The sequence below is a fragment of the Pseudomonas cyclaminis genome (genome assembly GCF_015163715.1).
Lineage (GTDB): Bacteria > Pseudomonadota > Gammaproteobacteria > Pseudomonadales > Pseudomonadaceae > Aquipseudomonas > Aquipseudomonas cyclaminis.
The window spans coordinates 16,722-31,377 of sequence record NZ_JADDUM010000005.1 but is presented as its reverse complement, the minus strand read 5'-3'; the positions used below and the strand labels follow the sequence as shown (position 1 = coordinate 31,377).

At 60.2% G+C, this 14,656-nt stretch carries 11 protein-coding genes and 3 pseudogenes; 5 read left to right on the top strand and 9 right to left on the bottom strand.

Going from position 1 to position 14,656, the window contains the following annotated elements; genetic code table 11:
• Positions 1–56 precede the first annotated feature (56 nt).
• Both IQK56_RS00620 and IQK56_RS00615 read right to left on the bottom strand, forming a co-directional pair.
• Positions 57–254, bottom strand: a complete 198-nt coding sequence (locus IQK56_RS00620; protein WP_003176208.1) for a YbdD/YjiX family protein — start codon at positions 252–254, stop codon at positions 57–59.
• 15 nt (positions 255–269) lie between these two features.
• On the bottom strand, positions 270–2,336 hold the full coding sequence (locus tag IQK56_RS00615) for a carbon starvation CstA family protein (protein WP_193863995.1): 2,067 nt from the start codon (positions 2,334–2,336) through the stop codon (positions 270–272).
• 174 nt (positions 2,337–2,510) lie between these two features.
• Here IQK56_RS00615 and IQK56_RS00610 point away from each other — a divergent pair, with 174 nt between their 5' ends.
• Complete coding sequence (locus IQK56_RS00610; protein WP_122307486.1) at positions 2,511–2,879, top strand: PilZ domain-containing protein; 369 nt, start codon at positions 2,511–2,513, stop codon at positions 2,877–2,879.
• 30 nt (positions 2,880–2,909) lie between these two features.
• Here the strand turns inward: IQK56_RS00610 and radA are convergent, their stop codons facing one another.
• The 3 genes and pseudogenes from radA to katB form a co-directional block, all read right to left on the bottom strand.
• Positions 2,910–4,277, bottom strand: a complete 1,368-nt coding sequence (radA, locus tag IQK56_RS00605; protein WP_032884669.1) for a DNA repair protein RadA — start codon at positions 4,275–4,277, stop codon at positions 2,910–2,912.
• Between the two features lie 43 nt (positions 4,278–4,320).
• A pseudogene (locus IQK56_RS00600) lies at positions 4,321–4,851 on the bottom strand (ankyrin repeat domain-containing protein); the annotation flags it as partial.
• Positions 4,852–4,906: 55 nt separating this feature from the next.
• Positions 4,907–6,447 (bottom strand): annotated as a pseudogene (katB, locus tag IQK56_RS00595) (catalase KatB).
• Between the two features lie 287 nt (positions 6,448–6,734).
• Between katB and mscL the strand changes: the two are divergent.
• Positions 6,735–7,151, top strand: a complete 417-nt coding sequence (gene mscL, locus IQK56_RS00590; protein WP_056858221.1) for a large-conductance mechanosensitive channel protein MscL — start codon at positions 6,735–6,737, stop codon at positions 7,149–7,151.
• A 47-nt stretch (positions 7,152–7,198) separates the two neighbouring features.
• Here the strand turns inward: mscL and IQK56_RS00585 are convergent, their stop codons facing one another.
• On the bottom strand, positions 7,199–7,975 hold the full coding sequence (locus tag IQK56_RS00585) for a ferredoxin--NADP reductase (protein WP_150675933.1): 777 nt from the start codon (positions 7,973–7,975) through the stop codon (positions 7,199–7,201).
• A 382-nt stretch (positions 7,976–8,357) separates the two neighbouring features.
• On the opposite strand from IQK56_RS00585, the gene IQK56_RS00580 reads away from it, so the two are divergent.
• Together IQK56_RS00580 and IQK56_RS00575 are read left to right on the top strand one after the other, a co-directional pair.
• Positions 8,358–9,068 (top strand): helix-turn-helix transcriptional regulator, encoded by a 711-nt coding sequence (locus IQK56_RS00580; RefSeq protein ID WP_193863994.1) that lies wholly within the window; start codon positions 8,358–8,360, stop codon positions 9,066–9,068.
• 159 nt (positions 9,069–9,227) lie between these two features.
• Positions 9,228–10,352: a methyltransferase gene (locus IQK56_RS00575; protein ID WP_193863993.1), complete on the top strand. Its 1,125-nt coding sequence runs from the start codon at positions 9,228–9,230 to the stop codon at positions 10,350–10,352.
• Positions 10,353–10,434: 82 nt separating this feature from the next.
• Here IQK56_RS00575 and IQK56_RS00570 read toward each other — a convergent pair whose 3' ends face one another.
• The 3 genes from IQK56_RS00570 to IQK56_RS00560 are packed head-to-tail and all read right to left on the bottom strand — an operon-like array spanning position 10,435 to position 13,063.
• Positions 10,435–10,602, bottom strand: coding sequence for a DUF2474 domain-containing protein (locus tag IQK56_RS00570; protein ID WP_099584739.1), 168 nt, complete (start codon positions 10,600–10,602; stop codon positions 10,435–10,437).
• Positions 10,603–10,614: 12 nt separating this feature from the next.
• Complete coding sequence (gene cydB / locus IQK56_RS00565) at positions 10,615–11,622, bottom strand: cytochrome d ubiquinol oxidase subunit II (RefSeq protein ID WP_122307493.1); 1,008 nt, start codon at positions 11,620–11,622, stop codon at positions 10,615–10,617.
• A gap of 1 nt (position 11,623) precedes the next feature.
• On the bottom strand, positions 11,624–13,063 hold the full coding sequence (locus tag IQK56_RS00560; RefSeq protein WP_099584737.1) for a cytochrome ubiquinol oxidase subunit I: 1,440 nt from the start codon (positions 13,061–13,063) through the stop codon (positions 11,624–11,626).
• A 318-nt stretch (positions 13,064–13,381) separates the two neighbouring features.
• Between IQK56_RS00560 and IQK56_RS00555 the strand changes: the two are divergent.
• A pseudogene (locus IQK56_RS00555) lies at positions 13,382–14,631 on the top strand (MFS transporter).
• Positions 14,632–14,656: the final 25 nt, after the last annotated feature.

Below are 14,656 nucleotides of genomic sequence, written 5' to 3'. Positions count from 1 at the left end.
TCACTGATACACCGCTATCGGGGGCAAGCCCCCTCCCACAGGGGAGTTACCTTAAATCAACAGCACTTGGGCCCACCCTTGCCACCGTAACGGGCTTCCTGGCGTTCCCGGAAGAACGCCTTGTAGTCCATCATCGGCTTGTCCGGGTGCTTGGTTTGCATATGCTCGACGTACGTGTCGTAGTCGGGCATGCCGACCATCAGGCGCGCGGCCTGACCGAGGTATTTACCGAGGCGACTGATGTCATTGAACATGGTTGCAATCCTCGATCATGCGTCCGGCACAGCCTGGAACGGGGCTTCTTTATCCGTACGTTCTTTGTTGCCCCAGGCGGCGATACCGACCTTGAGCGCATAGAACAGGATGCTGAACACCACGAACAGGAACAACACCGTCAGCGTTGCGTTGGTGTAAGCGTTGTAGATCACGTGCTGCATCTGGTCGATGCTCTTGGCCGGGGCCAGGATCTGGCCGTTGGCCAGGGCATCACTGTATTTCTTGGCCAGCGACAGGAAGCCAATCGCCGGGTTGGCGTCGAACAGCTTGATGAAGCCCGCCGTGGTGGTGCAGATCAGCAGCCAGACAGCCGGCAGCATGGTCACCCAGATGTAGCGTTGGCGTTTCATTTTGATCAGCACGACTGTCGCCAGCATCAGCGCGATACCCGCCAGCATCTGGTTGGAGATACCGAACAGTGGCCACAAGGTGTTGATACCGCCCAGTGGGTCGATCACGCCTTGGTACAGCAGGTAACCCCACATCGCCACGCAACCGGCGGTCGCGATCAGGTTGGCGGTCCAGGATTCGGTACGTTTGAGCGCCGGAACGAAGGAACCGAGCAAATCCTGGAGCATGAAGCGACCGGCACGGGTACCGGCGTCTACCGCCGTCAGGATGAACAGTGCTTCGAACAGGATTGCAAAGTGGTACCAGAACGCCATGGTGTTTTCACCCGGCAACACACTGTGCAGGATCTGCGCGATACCCACCGCGAGCGTCGGTGCACCGCCGGCGCGGGCCAGGATGGTGGTTTCACCGATGTCATGGGCCACGGCCGACAGCGCTTCAGGGGTAATTGCAAAACCCCAGCTGCTGACGGTTTGCGCGACGGTCACCACGTCAGTGCCGACGATCGCTGCCGGGCTGTTCATGGCGAAGTACACGCCAGGCTCAATCACCGAAGCAGCAACCATAGCCATGATGGCCACGAACGACTCCATCAACATGCCGCCGTAGCCGATGTAACGGGCGTGGCTTTCATTGGCCAACAACTTGGGCGTGGTGCCCGAGGAGATCAGCGCGTGGAAACCCGAGACCGCGCCACAGGCGATGGTGATGAACAGGAACGGGAACAGGCCGCCCTTCCACACCGGGCCGGTGCCGTCGATGAACTGGGTCAGGGCCGGCATTTTCAGGTCGGGCATGGTGACCAGGATGCCGATTGCCAGGGCAATGATGGTGCCGATTTTCAGGAACGTAGACAGATAGTCGCGAGGCGCCAGGATCAGCCACACCGGCAGGACTGCGGCAACGAAGCCGTAGCCGATCAGCATCCAGGTGATCTGGATCCCGGTGAAGGTGAAGGCCTTGGCCCAGACCGGATCAGCAGCAATCTGCCCGCCCAGCCAGATCGAGCCCAGCAGCAACAGCACGCCGATGATCGAGATTTCGCCGATGCGGCCCGGGCGGATGTAGCGCATGTAGATGCCCATGAACATCGCAATCGGGATGGTCGCCATCACCGTGAAGATGCCCCATGGGCTCTCCGCCAGGGCCTTGACCACGATCAGCGCCAGCACCGCAAGGATGATGATCATGATCAGGAAGCAGCCAAACAGCGCGATGGTCCCCGGAATACGGCCCATCTCTTCGCGAACCATGTCTCCCAGGGAACGGCCGTTGCGACGGGTCGACAGGAACAGCACCATGAAGTCCTGCACCGCACCGGCCAGCACCACGCCGGCAATCAGCCAGAGCGTGCCGGGCAGGTAGCCCATTTGCGCAGCCAATACTGGACCGACCAACGGGCCTGCGCCGGCAATGGCCGCAAAGTGGTGACCGAAAAGGATGTGTTTGTTGGTCGGCACATAGTCCAGACCGTCATTGTTGACCACTGCGGGGGTGGCCCGCCGTGGATCGAGTTGCATCACGTTATTAGCGATGAACAAGCTGTAGTAGCGATATGCAACCAGGTAGATGGCCACAGCCGCGACCACAATCCACAAGGCGTTGATCGCCTCGCCGCGGCGCAATGCCACTACGCCAAGGGCGTACGCTCCTACAATTGCCAGCACCAGCCAGGGTAGGTGGCGTAGCAGGCTATTATTATTTTTCATTTTTATATTCCAGCCAGGGTGGACAGAAAGGACAGCCATCCGGAGTTTAGCGCTGTTGGCCTTAAAGGCCACCCCCCTACGTTGGTCTAGAGCCTTGCAGCGGCGAAAAAAGCAGAAAAAACCGCCCGATGATGGCGCAGGGCTACAATCCTTTTATCCACAGAGGGTTTCACCATGACCGAGCAAGCGTCTGACCGCCGCCGTTTTCGCCGGATTGCTTTTGATGCCAAGACCGAACTGCGGCAAAACGGCAACGAATGGCCAGTGCAATTGGTGGATTTATCGCTCAAGGGGCTGTTGGCGCAACGGCCTGAAGAGTGGAAGGGAAATAAGGCGCTGCCGTTCGAGGTCGATATTCGCCTGGATCCAAAGGCCCATATAAAGATGCAGGTACGCCTTACCCACGAAGAGCATGGTCAGTTGGGCTTCGTATGCAAACACATCGACCTGGACTCGATCAGCCACTTGCGGCGGCTGATCGAGTTGAACCTGGGCGATCAGGAAGAACTGGATCGGGAGCTGGCCGCGTTGCTGGAGACCTGACAGTCCACCTTGGTTTTGCAGTGTTGGTGATTACTCGAACAAGGCATCCAACGCCTGTTCCAGGCGCGTCACCCCAATCACCTGCAACCCTGGCGGCATTTCCTTCGGCGCATTGCCCTTGGGCACGATGGCGCGCTTGAAGCCATGCTTGGCCGCTTCCTTCAAGCGCTCCTGGCCGCTCGGCACCGGGCGCACTTCGCCCGACAGACCAACTTCACCGAACACCAGCAGGTCGTGGGGCAATGGCCGGTTGCGCAGGCTGGACATGACCGCGGCCATCAAGGCCAGGTCGGACGCGGTCTCCAGCACTTTGACCCCGCCCACCACGTTGAGGAACACGTCCTGGTCGTGAGTCGGAATGCCGCCATGACGGTGCAATACCGCCAGCAACATCGCCAGGCGGTTCTGATCCAGACCCAGCGTGACCCGGCGCGGGTTGGCCAGGTGACTGTCATCCACCAGCGCCTGGACTTCGACCAGCATTGGCCGGGTGCCTTCCCACGTTGCCATCACCACGCTGCCAGGGACTTCTTCCTGGGCTCGCGTCAGGAAAATCGCCGATGGGTTGGAGACTTCTTTCAGCCCGCGGTCCGTCATGGCGAACACACCCAGTTCATTCACGGCGCCAAAACGGTTTTTCACCGCCCGCAGCAAGCGCAGGCGGCCATCGGACTCGCCCTCGAAATACAGCACGGTGTCGACCATATGCTCCAACACACGCGGCCCCGCCAGTGCGCCCTCTTTGGTCACGTGGCCGACCAGGAAGATCGCCGTGCCACTCTGCTTGGCATACCGCACCAGCAGCGCCGCACTCTCGCGCACTTGGGACACGCCGCCCGGCGCCGACTGCAGTTGCTCGGTGAAAATCGTCTGGATCGAGTCAATCACCATCACCTTGGGCTTTTCGATACGGGCCGTGGCGATGATGCTTTCGATACAGGTCTCGGTCATGACCCGCAACTGATCCTGGGGCAAGCCCAGGCGACGGGCACGCATGGCCACTTGTTGCTGCGATTCTTCGCCGGTGACGTACAGCGCCGGCATGCGGCTGGCGATGCTGCACAGGGTTTGCAGCAGGATGGTGGATTTGCCGATGCCAGGGTCGCCGCCGATCAGCACCACCGAGCCGTCCACCAGGCCGCCGCCGAGCACCCGGTCCAGCTCGCCCGAGGCGGTAGAGAAGCGCGGGATTTCTTCGACACTGACTTCGGCCAGGGTCTTGATCTGTGCCTGCTGCCCGGTCCATCCCGCACGGCCAGTGGGCGCAGCAGCACCGCCGCTCTCGATCATGGTTTCAGTCAGGGTGTTCCACGCACCGCATTCGCCGCACTGGCCGGCCCACTTGGGAAAGGTCGCGCCGCACTCTGTGCAGCCGTACATGCGCTTGGCCTTTGCCATTTGAGAACCTCCAACCGAAAAACCGCGATGATAGCTCAGCGCGCGCCGGGGTCCGGATTTCACCGCTGGCCAATCGCGAAGCACTGTTGCCGATCGGGTCTTCGGCGTTGAGGTCCGCGCCTTTGGCTTTCAACTCGTCCAGCAACTCGATGCGCTTGAACAGGCCGGCATACATGGCGGCCGTCTGCCCGGCGCCGTTGCGTTGGTCGGGGTTGCAGTCGGTGGCCAGCAGGCGCTGGGCGATTTTCAGCTCGCCCTTGAAGATCGCGCCCATCAGCGCGGTGTTGCCGCGTTTGTCCTGCACACAGGCGTCGGCACCGGCATCGAGCAAGCGCTCCACAAACGGGCCCTGGCCGTGGTAGGCGGCAAGGATCAGCGCGGTGTAGCCCTTGTCATCCTGGGTATTGAGGCTGTAGCCGGAGTCGATAAAGGTGTTGAGCATATCGAGGTCGCCACGGCGGGCGGCGTCGAAGTAATAATCCTGCAGCTGGGCCTTGAGTGCTGCCGGCTCGGGGGATTCGGCATGGGCAACAAAGGCCAGCATGGCCATCAGTAAACCGATCGAAATACGCATGGGATTCTCCTGCCAAGGGTCGACGCCTCAACCAGCGCGTCGACCGTCACCAACGTCAGTCAGTCAGTTTTTCAGCCAGCGCCTTCACGCGGGCCAGGTCACCCTTGGCGACCTTGGCCACGCCCGTGCCGTACGCCGGGTCCGCTTTGTAGAGGAACGACAGGATGATGTGCTTGCTCTCGTCATCGGTAGTGGCCAGGGAGCGCCGAAGTTGTCGATCAAGTCCTGCTGCTCTTTCTTGGTGTAGGAGCGATACAGATCACCGGCCTGCTTGAAGTTCTGCTCGCGCTGGATCTTCGCCTGCTGGGTGCTGCCCGCCAGCGCCGACTGGCTGTAGCGCGCAGTTTGCGGCTCTTCCCGTGGCATCAGGCGGCTTGGCTGGTAGTTCACGCCGCTGGTGGTCTTGCCGAAGTTCATCGCGCCATCCTGGTTACCGTTGTTGACGGTGACCCGTGGGGCATTGATCGGCAGTTGCAGCGCATTGGCGCCCAGGCGGTACATCTGGGTGTCGGCGTAGGAGAACACCCGGCCTTGCAGCAGGCGGTCTTCCGATGGCTCGATGCCCGGCACCAGGTTGGCCGGGGCCATGGCCACTTGCTCGGTCTCCTGGAACACGTTCGCCGGGTTGCGGTTCAGCACCATTTGCCCGACTTTGCGCTCGGCCACGTCCGGCCAGATTTTGGTGGCGTCCAATGGGTCGAAATCAAACTTGGCCAAGTCTTCGGGCTTGAGCACTTGCACATACAGGTCCCACTTGGGGAAGTCGCCCTTGTTGATATGGGTGACCAAGTCGTTAGTCATATGACTGTAATCACGCCCCTGCACTTCGGTGACTTGCTTGGGATCAAGGTTCTTGATGCCTTGCAGGCTCTTCCAGTGGAACTTGACGTAGTGCACTTCGCCCTTGGCGTTGATCAACTTGTAGGCATGTACGCCGTTACCGTCCATTTCGCGATAACTGGCTGGCGTGCCGGAGTCCGAGTACAACTCGGTCAGCGTGCGCGTGGCCTCGGGAACATGGGAGAAGAAGTCAAAGCGACGGGAGTCGTCATCCAAGTTCGTGCGCGGGTCCGGCTTGAACGCGTGCACCATGTCCGGGAACTTGATGGCGTCACGGATGAAGAACGTGGGGAAGTTATTGCCCACCAGGTCCCAGTTACCGTCAGCGGTGTAGAACTTGGTGGCGAAACCGCGTGGGTCACGCAGGGTTTCCGGGGAGTGGTTGCCGTGAACCACGGCCGAGAAGCGCACAAATACCGGGGTGGCTTCACCCGCAGCGAAGACTTTGGCCTTGGTCAGGTCGCTGAGGTTGTCGGTCACGGTGAAGGTACCGTGGGCGCCTGTGCCACGTGCATGCACCACGCGCTCGGGGATGCGTTCACGGTCGAAGCGCTGCAGCTTCTGGATCAGTTGTACATCTTGCAGCAACACCGGGCCATTGGCGCCAGCGGTTTGCGAGTTCTGGTTGTCACCGACGGCGGCGCCGTTATCGCGGGTCAGGTTGGCGGCCTGCACCGACAGGGAAAGCAGGCTGGCAGTCGCCAACGCCAGCGCGTTTCGCGCCAGTATTGGCCTGCGGCTCATCGAAGTTTTCATCAAGGTTTCCTCTGGTTTTTTTCGTGCACATTCAGTTGTGCTTGCCAGAGGCTAGTGACCCGGGAGTCAGAAGATAAATAGAAAAACACCACCAGGGCGATTAAGAAATTAATGTGGTAAGCCACTGAAACAGCGAGTATTTCGCGCGCGATTGGTGGCACTTTGCAAACTATTTGCGTTTTAATGTGTCGATTAAAACTGACAGTGTTAGCAGTTGTGTCGCGCAAGCCCCCAATGACTGACTTACACTCAGCTCCACCCTTCTCATCTGTAACAAGGAATAACCTATGGGCGTGATCAGTGAGTTCAAGGCCTTCGCGGTCAAAGGTAATGTGGTCGACATGGCCGTCGGTATCATCATCGGTGCCGCCTTCGGCAAAATTGTTTCCTCGTTTGTAGGCGACGTGGTGATGCCGCCCATTGGTCTGTTGATCGGTGGCGTGGATTTTGGCGACTTGGCGATCACCCTCAAGGCGGCTCAAGGCGATGTACCCGCCGTCGTCCTGGCCTACGGCAAGTTTATCCAGAGCGTAATCGACTTCGTGATCGTTGCATTTGCGATCTTTATGGGCGTGAAGGCCATCAACCGCCTCAAGCGCGAAGAGGCTGTAGCACCGAGCCTGCCGCCGACGCCAACCAAGGAAGAGCTGTTGCTGGGCGAGATCCGCGATCTGCTCAAGGCACAGAACGACAAGCCGCTTTAACCCGGCCCGGCTTGGAAAAAAGGCGCCTGCTTGAGGCGCCTTTTTTATTACCAGTAGTTTTCCACCGCCACCTGGCCTGGCCGGCGGCTCAAGCTCAGTTGCATGTCGCGCTGCTTGAGCAACTGGCGGGTGTCGTCGACCATCTGCGGGTTGCCGCAAATCAGCACGCGCGAATGCTCCGGGCTCAGCTCGACGCCGGCTGCGCGCTCCAGCTCACCGTTTTCAATCGAGGTGGTAATACGCCCGCTCAATGCGCCCGGATAGTGCTCGCGGGTCACGATGGGGACGTAGGTCAGCTTGTGGGCGTACTCAGCAAGGTACTCGCGCTCACCCAGCTCCTTGATCAGCGACTGATAGGCCAGCTCCCTGGCCTCCCGTGCGCTGTACACCAGAACGATCCGCTCAAATTTCTCCCAGACTTCGAAGTCCTGCAGGATCGACAAAAACGGCGCGACCCCAGTCCCCGTCGCCAACATCCACAAGTCACGGCCATCGACGAACCGGTTCAGGGTCAAGAACCCCGTCGCCTGGCGCTCCACCATCAAGGTATCGCCCACACGCAAGCGGCTCAGCTCACTGGTGAACTCGCCGCCGGGGACGACAATCGAGAAGAAATCCAAGTGCTCATCAAACGGCGAGGACACCACCGAATAGGCGCGCCATACCGTGCTGCCATCCGCCTTGGTCACGCCCAGTCGCACGAACTGACCCGCCGTAAAACGGAACCCCGGGTCACGGGTGGTGCGCAGCGTAAACAGGCTGGGGGTCAGCGATTGCACATCAAGCAAGGTCTGGCGGGTAAATTTCTCAGCACTGGCCGTCATGGGGGGCTCCGTTCTACAGGTGCCCTAGTGTCCCTCAAAGTCGCGCACGGAAACACCGGTGGTTTGTAGTGGCATCTCGCAGCGACCGGGTAGTGGCAATTTAATAACGATCTAATCAATTCGCTATTAAGCCCTTCGCCCTAGCTCCAAGCACACTCTAAGTTGATTCGGCACACGCGCTTTAACTCACTAAAAAATCGAAAAAAACCAACTAAGCCATTACCAGACTCATTCATGGACATGGGGAACAATTCTTAAACGCCGCCCTGCAAGAGCGAAAATATCCTCGTGCGATGTATCTCATGTCCTACACTAATTTCCGTGCAGTTTTGGGAATTCAGGACGTATCCCATGTCAAGCAGAACCCCATGGAGAGTTACAAATGGTTAACTGGCGCAACACACGACTTCCCAAGCTGGAAGGCGAGAGCGAGGCCACCAGTCTGTTCGAAATGGCCGTCAACCACACCTACGCACTCGGCTTCCAGTACTGTTCCTTTACGATGAGTTCTCAGCTACCCAACAACCAAACGAAGCCCATCCAAATCAATAATTACCCAGACGAATGGAACAAACGGTATAACCAAGCCCACTTCTTTGACGTTGATCCCGTGGTGACACATTGCAAACGCTGTGTATTACCGCTTGTTTGGGAGGAAAAAACCTTTAAAGACTCACCTGACCTATGGTCTTTAGCCCAATCGTTTGGCGTACACCTGGGTTGGACTCAAGCTGTGCATGATTTCCAGGGGGTGTTCAGCATGCTGACCCTGGGCCGCAGCAGCGGTGAAGTCACTCCGGAAGAACTTTATGAAAAAGCCGGCCAGGTCCTGTGGCTGTGCCATGCGATGCATGCAGTCGTGGCGCGGACTTACGCAGACGCGCCAAGCCTCAACCCTGCTAGCAAATTGACCCCCCGCGAAACCGAAATCCTCAAGTGGTCTGCCTTGGGCAAGACGGCCGCAGATATTGCCGCCATCCTGTGCCTGTCCGAACGTACGGTGGGCTTTCATATCTGCAGTTGCTTCAAAAAACTGGGGGTCAACAACAAGATCGCCGCCGTGCTCTGTGCCTCGAAAGCGGGGCTGTTTTAACCGACGTTGAAACACCGCATGTAATCCCCGTGGAAAAAACGTAACATTTACGCCCAATTCTGAGTGCTGAGCAGCCCCAAGGGTGCCGCCCGTTGTTCACTCAGATGGTTGCGCAGGTCACTGCCGAACCCCCACCGATTACCCAGAGCCTCCCCCGCCATGCCCCTGCTCGACAGCCCCTTCGCCCAGCTCGATCTGATCCGCCAGCCAGAGCAACACAACGATCCGCTGCAAGCCTTTGATGCCGCCGACGAGTACCTGCTCAGCCATCTGGCCGAACAACAGCCGAGCGCCTCGACGCGTGTGCTGGTGCTCAATGACAGCTTTGGTGCGTTGGCGGCCAGCCTTGAAGGCCAGGTACAGGTCACCTCCAGCGGCGACTCGTTTCTCGCCGCCCAGGGCCTGGAAAAAAACCTGGTGCGCAATGGCAAGGCGTTTGATGCGGTGACTTTTGTGCCTGCCAACCAACGGCCGACCGGCCCTTTTGACCGAGTCCTGATCCGCGTGCCCAAGACCCTGGCACTGTTGGAAGAACAACTGATCCGCCTGCAAGGCCAACTCGCACCGGGCGCCGAAGTCATCGCGGGGGCAATGGTCAAGCACCTGCCCCGTGCGGCCGGTGAGTTGCTGGAGCGTTACATCGGGCCGATGCACGCCTCCCTCGCGGTCAAGAAGGCGCGGCTGCTGATTGCCACGGAGCAAGAACGTCCTGCGGCGGTCTCGCCCTACCCCACCTGCTATCACCTTGAAACACCCGCTATCGAACTGCTCAACCACGCCAACGTGTTCTGCCGCGAAGGCCTGGACATCGGCACCCGCGCCTTCCTGCCGCACCTGCCTAAAGGCCTGGGCAGTGCACGCGTTGCGGACCTGGGCTGCGGCAACGGCGTATTGGCGATTGCCAGCGCGCTGCAAAATCCCGACGCCCAATACACCTTGGTCGACGAGTCGTACATGGCCGTGCAATCGGCCCTTGAGAACTGGCATGCCGCCCTCGGCGAGCGCAACGTAGCCGTGCGTGCCGCCGATGGTCTGGCCGGTCAGGAGCCCGACTCCCTGGATGTGGTGCTGTGCAACCCGCCGTTCCACCAGCAGCAAGTGGTCGGTGACTTCCTTGCCTGGCGCATGTTCCAGCAAGCGCGGGAAGCACTGGTGGTGGGCGGCGCGCTTTATATCGTCGGCAACCGTCACCTGGGTTATCACAGCAAATTGGCGCGGCTGTTCCGCGGCGTCGAGCAAGTGGCCGCCACACCGAAGTTCGTCATCCTCAAGGCGCGCAAATAAAAAAGCCCCGCCCTTCCGGAAGAAGAACAGGGCTTGCCCCTCAAGTCAGCAGGCAGCGGGCCGCGAGGCCCGGATCGGGATGTCAGTGAGTGGTCAGGCCGGCCGCATTCATGAACATGCGCATCAGGCTGGCCACGATGAACAAGGCCAGCACACTGCCAGTCCAGATCATCGCCAGCCACCCCAGGCGCCGCCACAACGGCTGTTTCTCGGCCTGTTCAATCTCGTGCAACGTAGGTTTGCCGGACATGCAACGACCCTCCTAGTGGTAACCGTCTTCGTGGGTGACCTTGCCGCGGAACACGTAGTAGCTCCAGAAGGTGTAGCCCAGGATGAACGGGATGATGAACAACGTGCCCACCAGCATGAAGCCCTGGCTCTGCGGCGGTGCGGCCGCGTCCCAGATCGACACGGATGGCGGAATGATATTTGGCCACAGGCTGATCCCAAGGCCGCTGTAGCCGAGGAAGATCAACACCAGCGTCAGCAGGAACGGCGTGTAGTGCGCGTTACGCGCTACGGCGCGGATCAGCCCGTACATGGTCACCAGCACCAGGATCGGCACCGGCAGGAACCAGAACAGGTTCGGCAGGGTGAACCAGCGCGAAGCGATTTCCGGGTGCGACAGCGGCGTCCAGATACTGACGATGCCAATCACCGCCAACACCACGAACGCCAATGGCCGCGCCAGGTTGTGCATCTTCTCCTGCAGGGGGCCTTCGGTCTTCATGATCAGCCAGGTGCAGCCCAGCAATGCGTAAGCAACGATCAGCGCCACGCCGCAGAACATCGTGAAGGGCGTGAGCCAGTCCAATGAGCCGCCGGCAAACTGGCGATTGACCACCGGAATTCCGTCGATAAACGCGCCCAGCGCCACGCCCTGGAAGAACGTCGCCGCCAGCGAACCGCCGATGAATGCCTTGTCCCACAGGTGACGCTTGTGGTCCTTGGCCTTGAAGCGGAACTCGAAGGCCACGCCCCGGAAGATCAGCCCGATCAGCATCAGGATCAGCGGCAGGTACAGCGCCGACAACACCACCGAATAGGCCAGCGGGAACGCGCCGAACAACGCCGCGCCGCCGAGTACCAGCCAGGTTTCGTTACCGTCCCAGACCGGGGCGACGGTGTTCATCATCACGTCACGGTCGACTTTGCCGGGAATAAACGGAAAGAGGATGCCGATGCCCAGGTCGAAGCCGTCCATGACCACGTACATCATGATGCCGAAGATGATGATCACGGCCCAGATCAGCGGAAGATCAATACCCATCTCAATTCCCCTTGTGCTGGATGTGGGCGTGGTCGTCATCGCCACTGTCATCGGCGGCCGACAACGGACGGGCCGGAGTGCGTTTCTGGCCAGGGCCGCCATGGGTCGGTTCGCTGCCTTCGTGGGTCTGAGGCCCTTTGCGCACCAGGCGCATCATGTAGCCCAGCCCGGCGCCGAACAGCGCGAAGTACACCACCACGAACAACACCAGGGTAATCGTCATCTGCGCCAGGCTATGCCCGGACGAGGCATCCGCCGTGCGCATCAAGCCGTAGACCACCCACGGCTGGCGACCGATTTCGGTGGTGAACCAACCGGCGAGAATCGCGATCAGGCCGGACGGGCCCATCCACAACGCCAGGTACAGGAACGGCCTGGACGTGTACATCTTGTCGCCGCGACGCAGCCACAGGCTGAACAGACCGGTGAAGATCATCAGGAAGCCCAGGCCGACCATGACCCGGAACGACCAGAACACGATGGTCGAATTGGGGCGATCCTCAGGCGGGAACTCCTTGAGGGCCGGCACCTGTTTGTCCAGGGAGTGGGTCAGGATCAGGCTGCCCAGGTACGGGATTTCCACCGCGTACTTGGTTTTTTCGGCCTTCATGTCGGGCCAGCCAAACAGGATCAGCGGGGTTGGCTCATTGCCTTTGTTTTCCCAGTGGCCCTCAATCGCGGCGATTTTTGCCGGTTGGTGCTCCAGGGTATTGAGCCCGTGGAAGTCACCGATCACCGCCTGGATAGGCGCGACAATCAGGGCCATCCACATGGCCATCGAGAGCATCTTGCGGATCGCCGGGTTGTCCTTGCCGCGCAGCAAGTGCCAGGCCGCCGAAGAACCGACGAAGAACGCGGTCGCCACAAAGGCTGCGGTGGCCATATGCATCAGGCGGTAAGGGAACGAGGGGTTGAAGATCACCGCCAGCCAGTCGGTCGGAATCACGCGACCGTCGATGATTTCGAAACCCTGGGGCGTCTGCATCCAGCTGTTGGACGCGAGGATCCAGAACGTCGAGATCAACGTACCGACGGCCACCATCACGGTAGAGAAGAAGTGCAGCTTGCGCCCCACCTTGTTCCAGCCGAACAGCATCACGCCAAGGAAACCGGCTTCGAGGAAGAAGGCCGTAAGCACTTCGTATGTCAGAAGCGGCCCCGTGACGGCGCCGGCGAAATCCGAGAAGCGGCTCCAGTTGGTACCGAACTGATAAGCCATGACCAGGCCCGAGACCACGCCCATGCCGAAGTTGACGGCAAAGATCTTCGACCAGAAATGGTAGAGGTCACGGTAGGTGTCGTTGTGGGTCTTGAGCCACAAGCCCTCCAGCACCGCAAGGTAACTGGCCAGGCCGATGGTGATCGCCGGGAACAGGATGTGGAACGAGATAGTGAACGCAAATTGAATTCGGGCGAGATCTAGCGCCTCCAAACCGAACATAAGTCTTCCTCTGTCAGGTAATACCGGCTGCTGGCGGGAGCCTGCACCCACTGCCCCCACGGATATGGAGTGTGGCGAATTTCAATTCGTTTCTTTTTTTAACCAGCCACGTAGGGATTCTGGCCTTGCGGCCGCCAGGTCAATCCCCACGGAGGTTTTGATCTGGATCAAGCATTGCTGAAAGAGTAGTCCCATTTTCTGTGTCCAGTTATGTGGTCTTTTGCCGCGTGACAGCTTGCCTCAGCCCAGATCTTGCAACTACTTGTTACAGCTTGATGATAATCTCGACGCTCCCTCCCGCCTCGACCCGAATTCCCGATGCCTAGTGAACCCGTGTTGCTGTTGCGTCATCACCGCCCTTTCATCGCGTTCTGGCTGGCACGGATTTTCACCGCCAGCGGCTTCCAGATGCTCACCGTGGCCATCGGCTGGAACCTCTACCAACTGACCGGCAATGTGCTGGACTTGGGGTTGGTCGGGCTTGTGGAGTTCGTGCCGCGCGTACTGTTCATGCTGCACACCGGGCACGTCGCCGACCGCTATGAGCGGCGCAAGGTCGCGGCCATCTGCCAGACCGTGCAGGCGCTGATTGCCCTGTCCCTCGCCATTGGCGGCCTGACCGGCAACGTGACCCGCGAGATGATCTTTATCCTAGCCTTCCTGCTCGGCGCGGCGCGTTCCTTTGAAATGCCGACCACCCAGGCGCTGCTGCCGAGCATCGTGCCCAGCGCGCTGTTCCCGCGTGCGGTGGCGTCTTCACAGTCGGCCCAGCAACTGGCCACCATCGTCGCCCCGGCGCTCGGCGGTTTGCTCTATGCGTTCGGCAGTGTCTGGGTGTATGGGCCCACGGTGGTGTTGTACATCATCGCCTGCGTGCTGACCCTCAACCTGCCCGCCCGCCAGACCCCGCTGAACAAAGGCAAGGCCACCCTGGATTCGCTGCTGGCCGGCATCCGCTTTATCCGCAGCCGCCCGGACATCCTCGGCGCCATCTCCCTGGACCTGTTCGCCGTGCTGCTGGGCGCGCCACGGCCTTGTTGCCGGTGTTCGCCAAGGACATCCTGCTGACCGGCGCCTGGGGCCTGGGCCTGTTGCGTTCGGCACCGGCGGTGGGCGCGTTGTTGATGTCGTTGTGGCTGGCGCTCTTCTCGGTGGACCGCAAGGTTGGCCGCGTGATGTTCACCGCCGTCGGCGTGTTCGGCGTGGCGACCATCGCTTTCGGCCTGTCCACCTCGTTCTGGTTTTCCCTGGCGGTGCTGGTGGTGCTGGGCGCGGCGGACATGATCAGCATGGTGATCCGCGCCTCCTTCGTGCAACTGGAGACGCCGGATGAAATGCGCGGGCGGGTGAGTGCGGTCAACGGCTTGTTTATTGGCGCGTCCAATCAATTGGGTGAGTTCGAATCGGGGATCACCGCGCACTGGTTCGGCACCGTGCCCGCCGTGGTCATGGGTGGGATTGGCACGCTGGTGGTGACCGGGGTGTGGATCAAGCTGTTCCCGACATTGGCCAATCGCGACCGGATGCATGTGCCGGTGGAAGAGCCTGCCTTAAAAACCAACGCCTGACCCGCTATGACAACAAAGAGTGGGA

Bases quoted from the DNA above. Each gene is read 5' to 3' on its own strand.
- cydB (WP_122307493.1), bottom strand. From the start codon at position 11,622: ATGGGTATTGATCTTCCGCTGATCTGGGCCGTGATCATCATCTTCGGC.
- IQK56_RS00620 (WP_003176208.1), bottom strand. From the start codon at position 254: ATGTTCAATGACATCAGTCGCCTCGGTAAATACCTCGGTCAGGCCGCG.
- mscL (WP_056858221.1), top strand. From the start codon at position 6,735: ATGGGCGTGATCAGTGAGTTCAAGGCCTTCGCGGTCAAAGGTAATGTG.
- IQK56_RS00560 (WP_099584737.1), bottom strand. From the start codon at position 13,063: ATGTTCGGTTTGGAGGCGCTAGATCTCGCCCGAATTCAATTTGCGTTC.
- IQK56_RS00570 (WP_099584739.1), bottom strand. From the start codon at position 10,602: ATGTCCGGCAAACCTACGTTGCACGAGATTGAACAGGCCGAGAAACAG.
- IQK56_RS00575 (WP_193863993.1), top strand. From the start codon at position 9,228: ATGCCCCTGCTCGACAGCCCCTTCGCCCAGCTCGATCTGATCCGCCAG.
- IQK56_RS00585 (WP_150675933.1), bottom strand. From the start codon at position 7,975: ATGACGGCCAGTGCTGAGAAATTTACCCGCCAGACCTTGCTTGATGTG.
- IQK56_RS00615 (WP_193863995.1), bottom strand. From the start codon at position 2,336: ATGAAAAATAATAATAGCCTGCTACGCCACCTACCCTGGCTGGTGCTG.
- IQK56_RS00610 (WP_122307486.1), top strand. From the start codon at position 2,511: ATGACCGAGCAAGCGTCTGACCGCCGCCGTTTTCGCCGGATTGCTTTT.
- IQK56_RS00580 (WP_193863994.1), top strand. From the start codon at position 8,358: ATGGTTAACTGGCGCAACACACGACTTCCCAAGCTGGAAGGCGAGAGC.
- radA (WP_032884669.1), bottom strand. From the start codon at position 4,277: ATGGCAAAGGCCAAGCGCATGTACGGCTGCACAGAGTGCGGCGCGACC.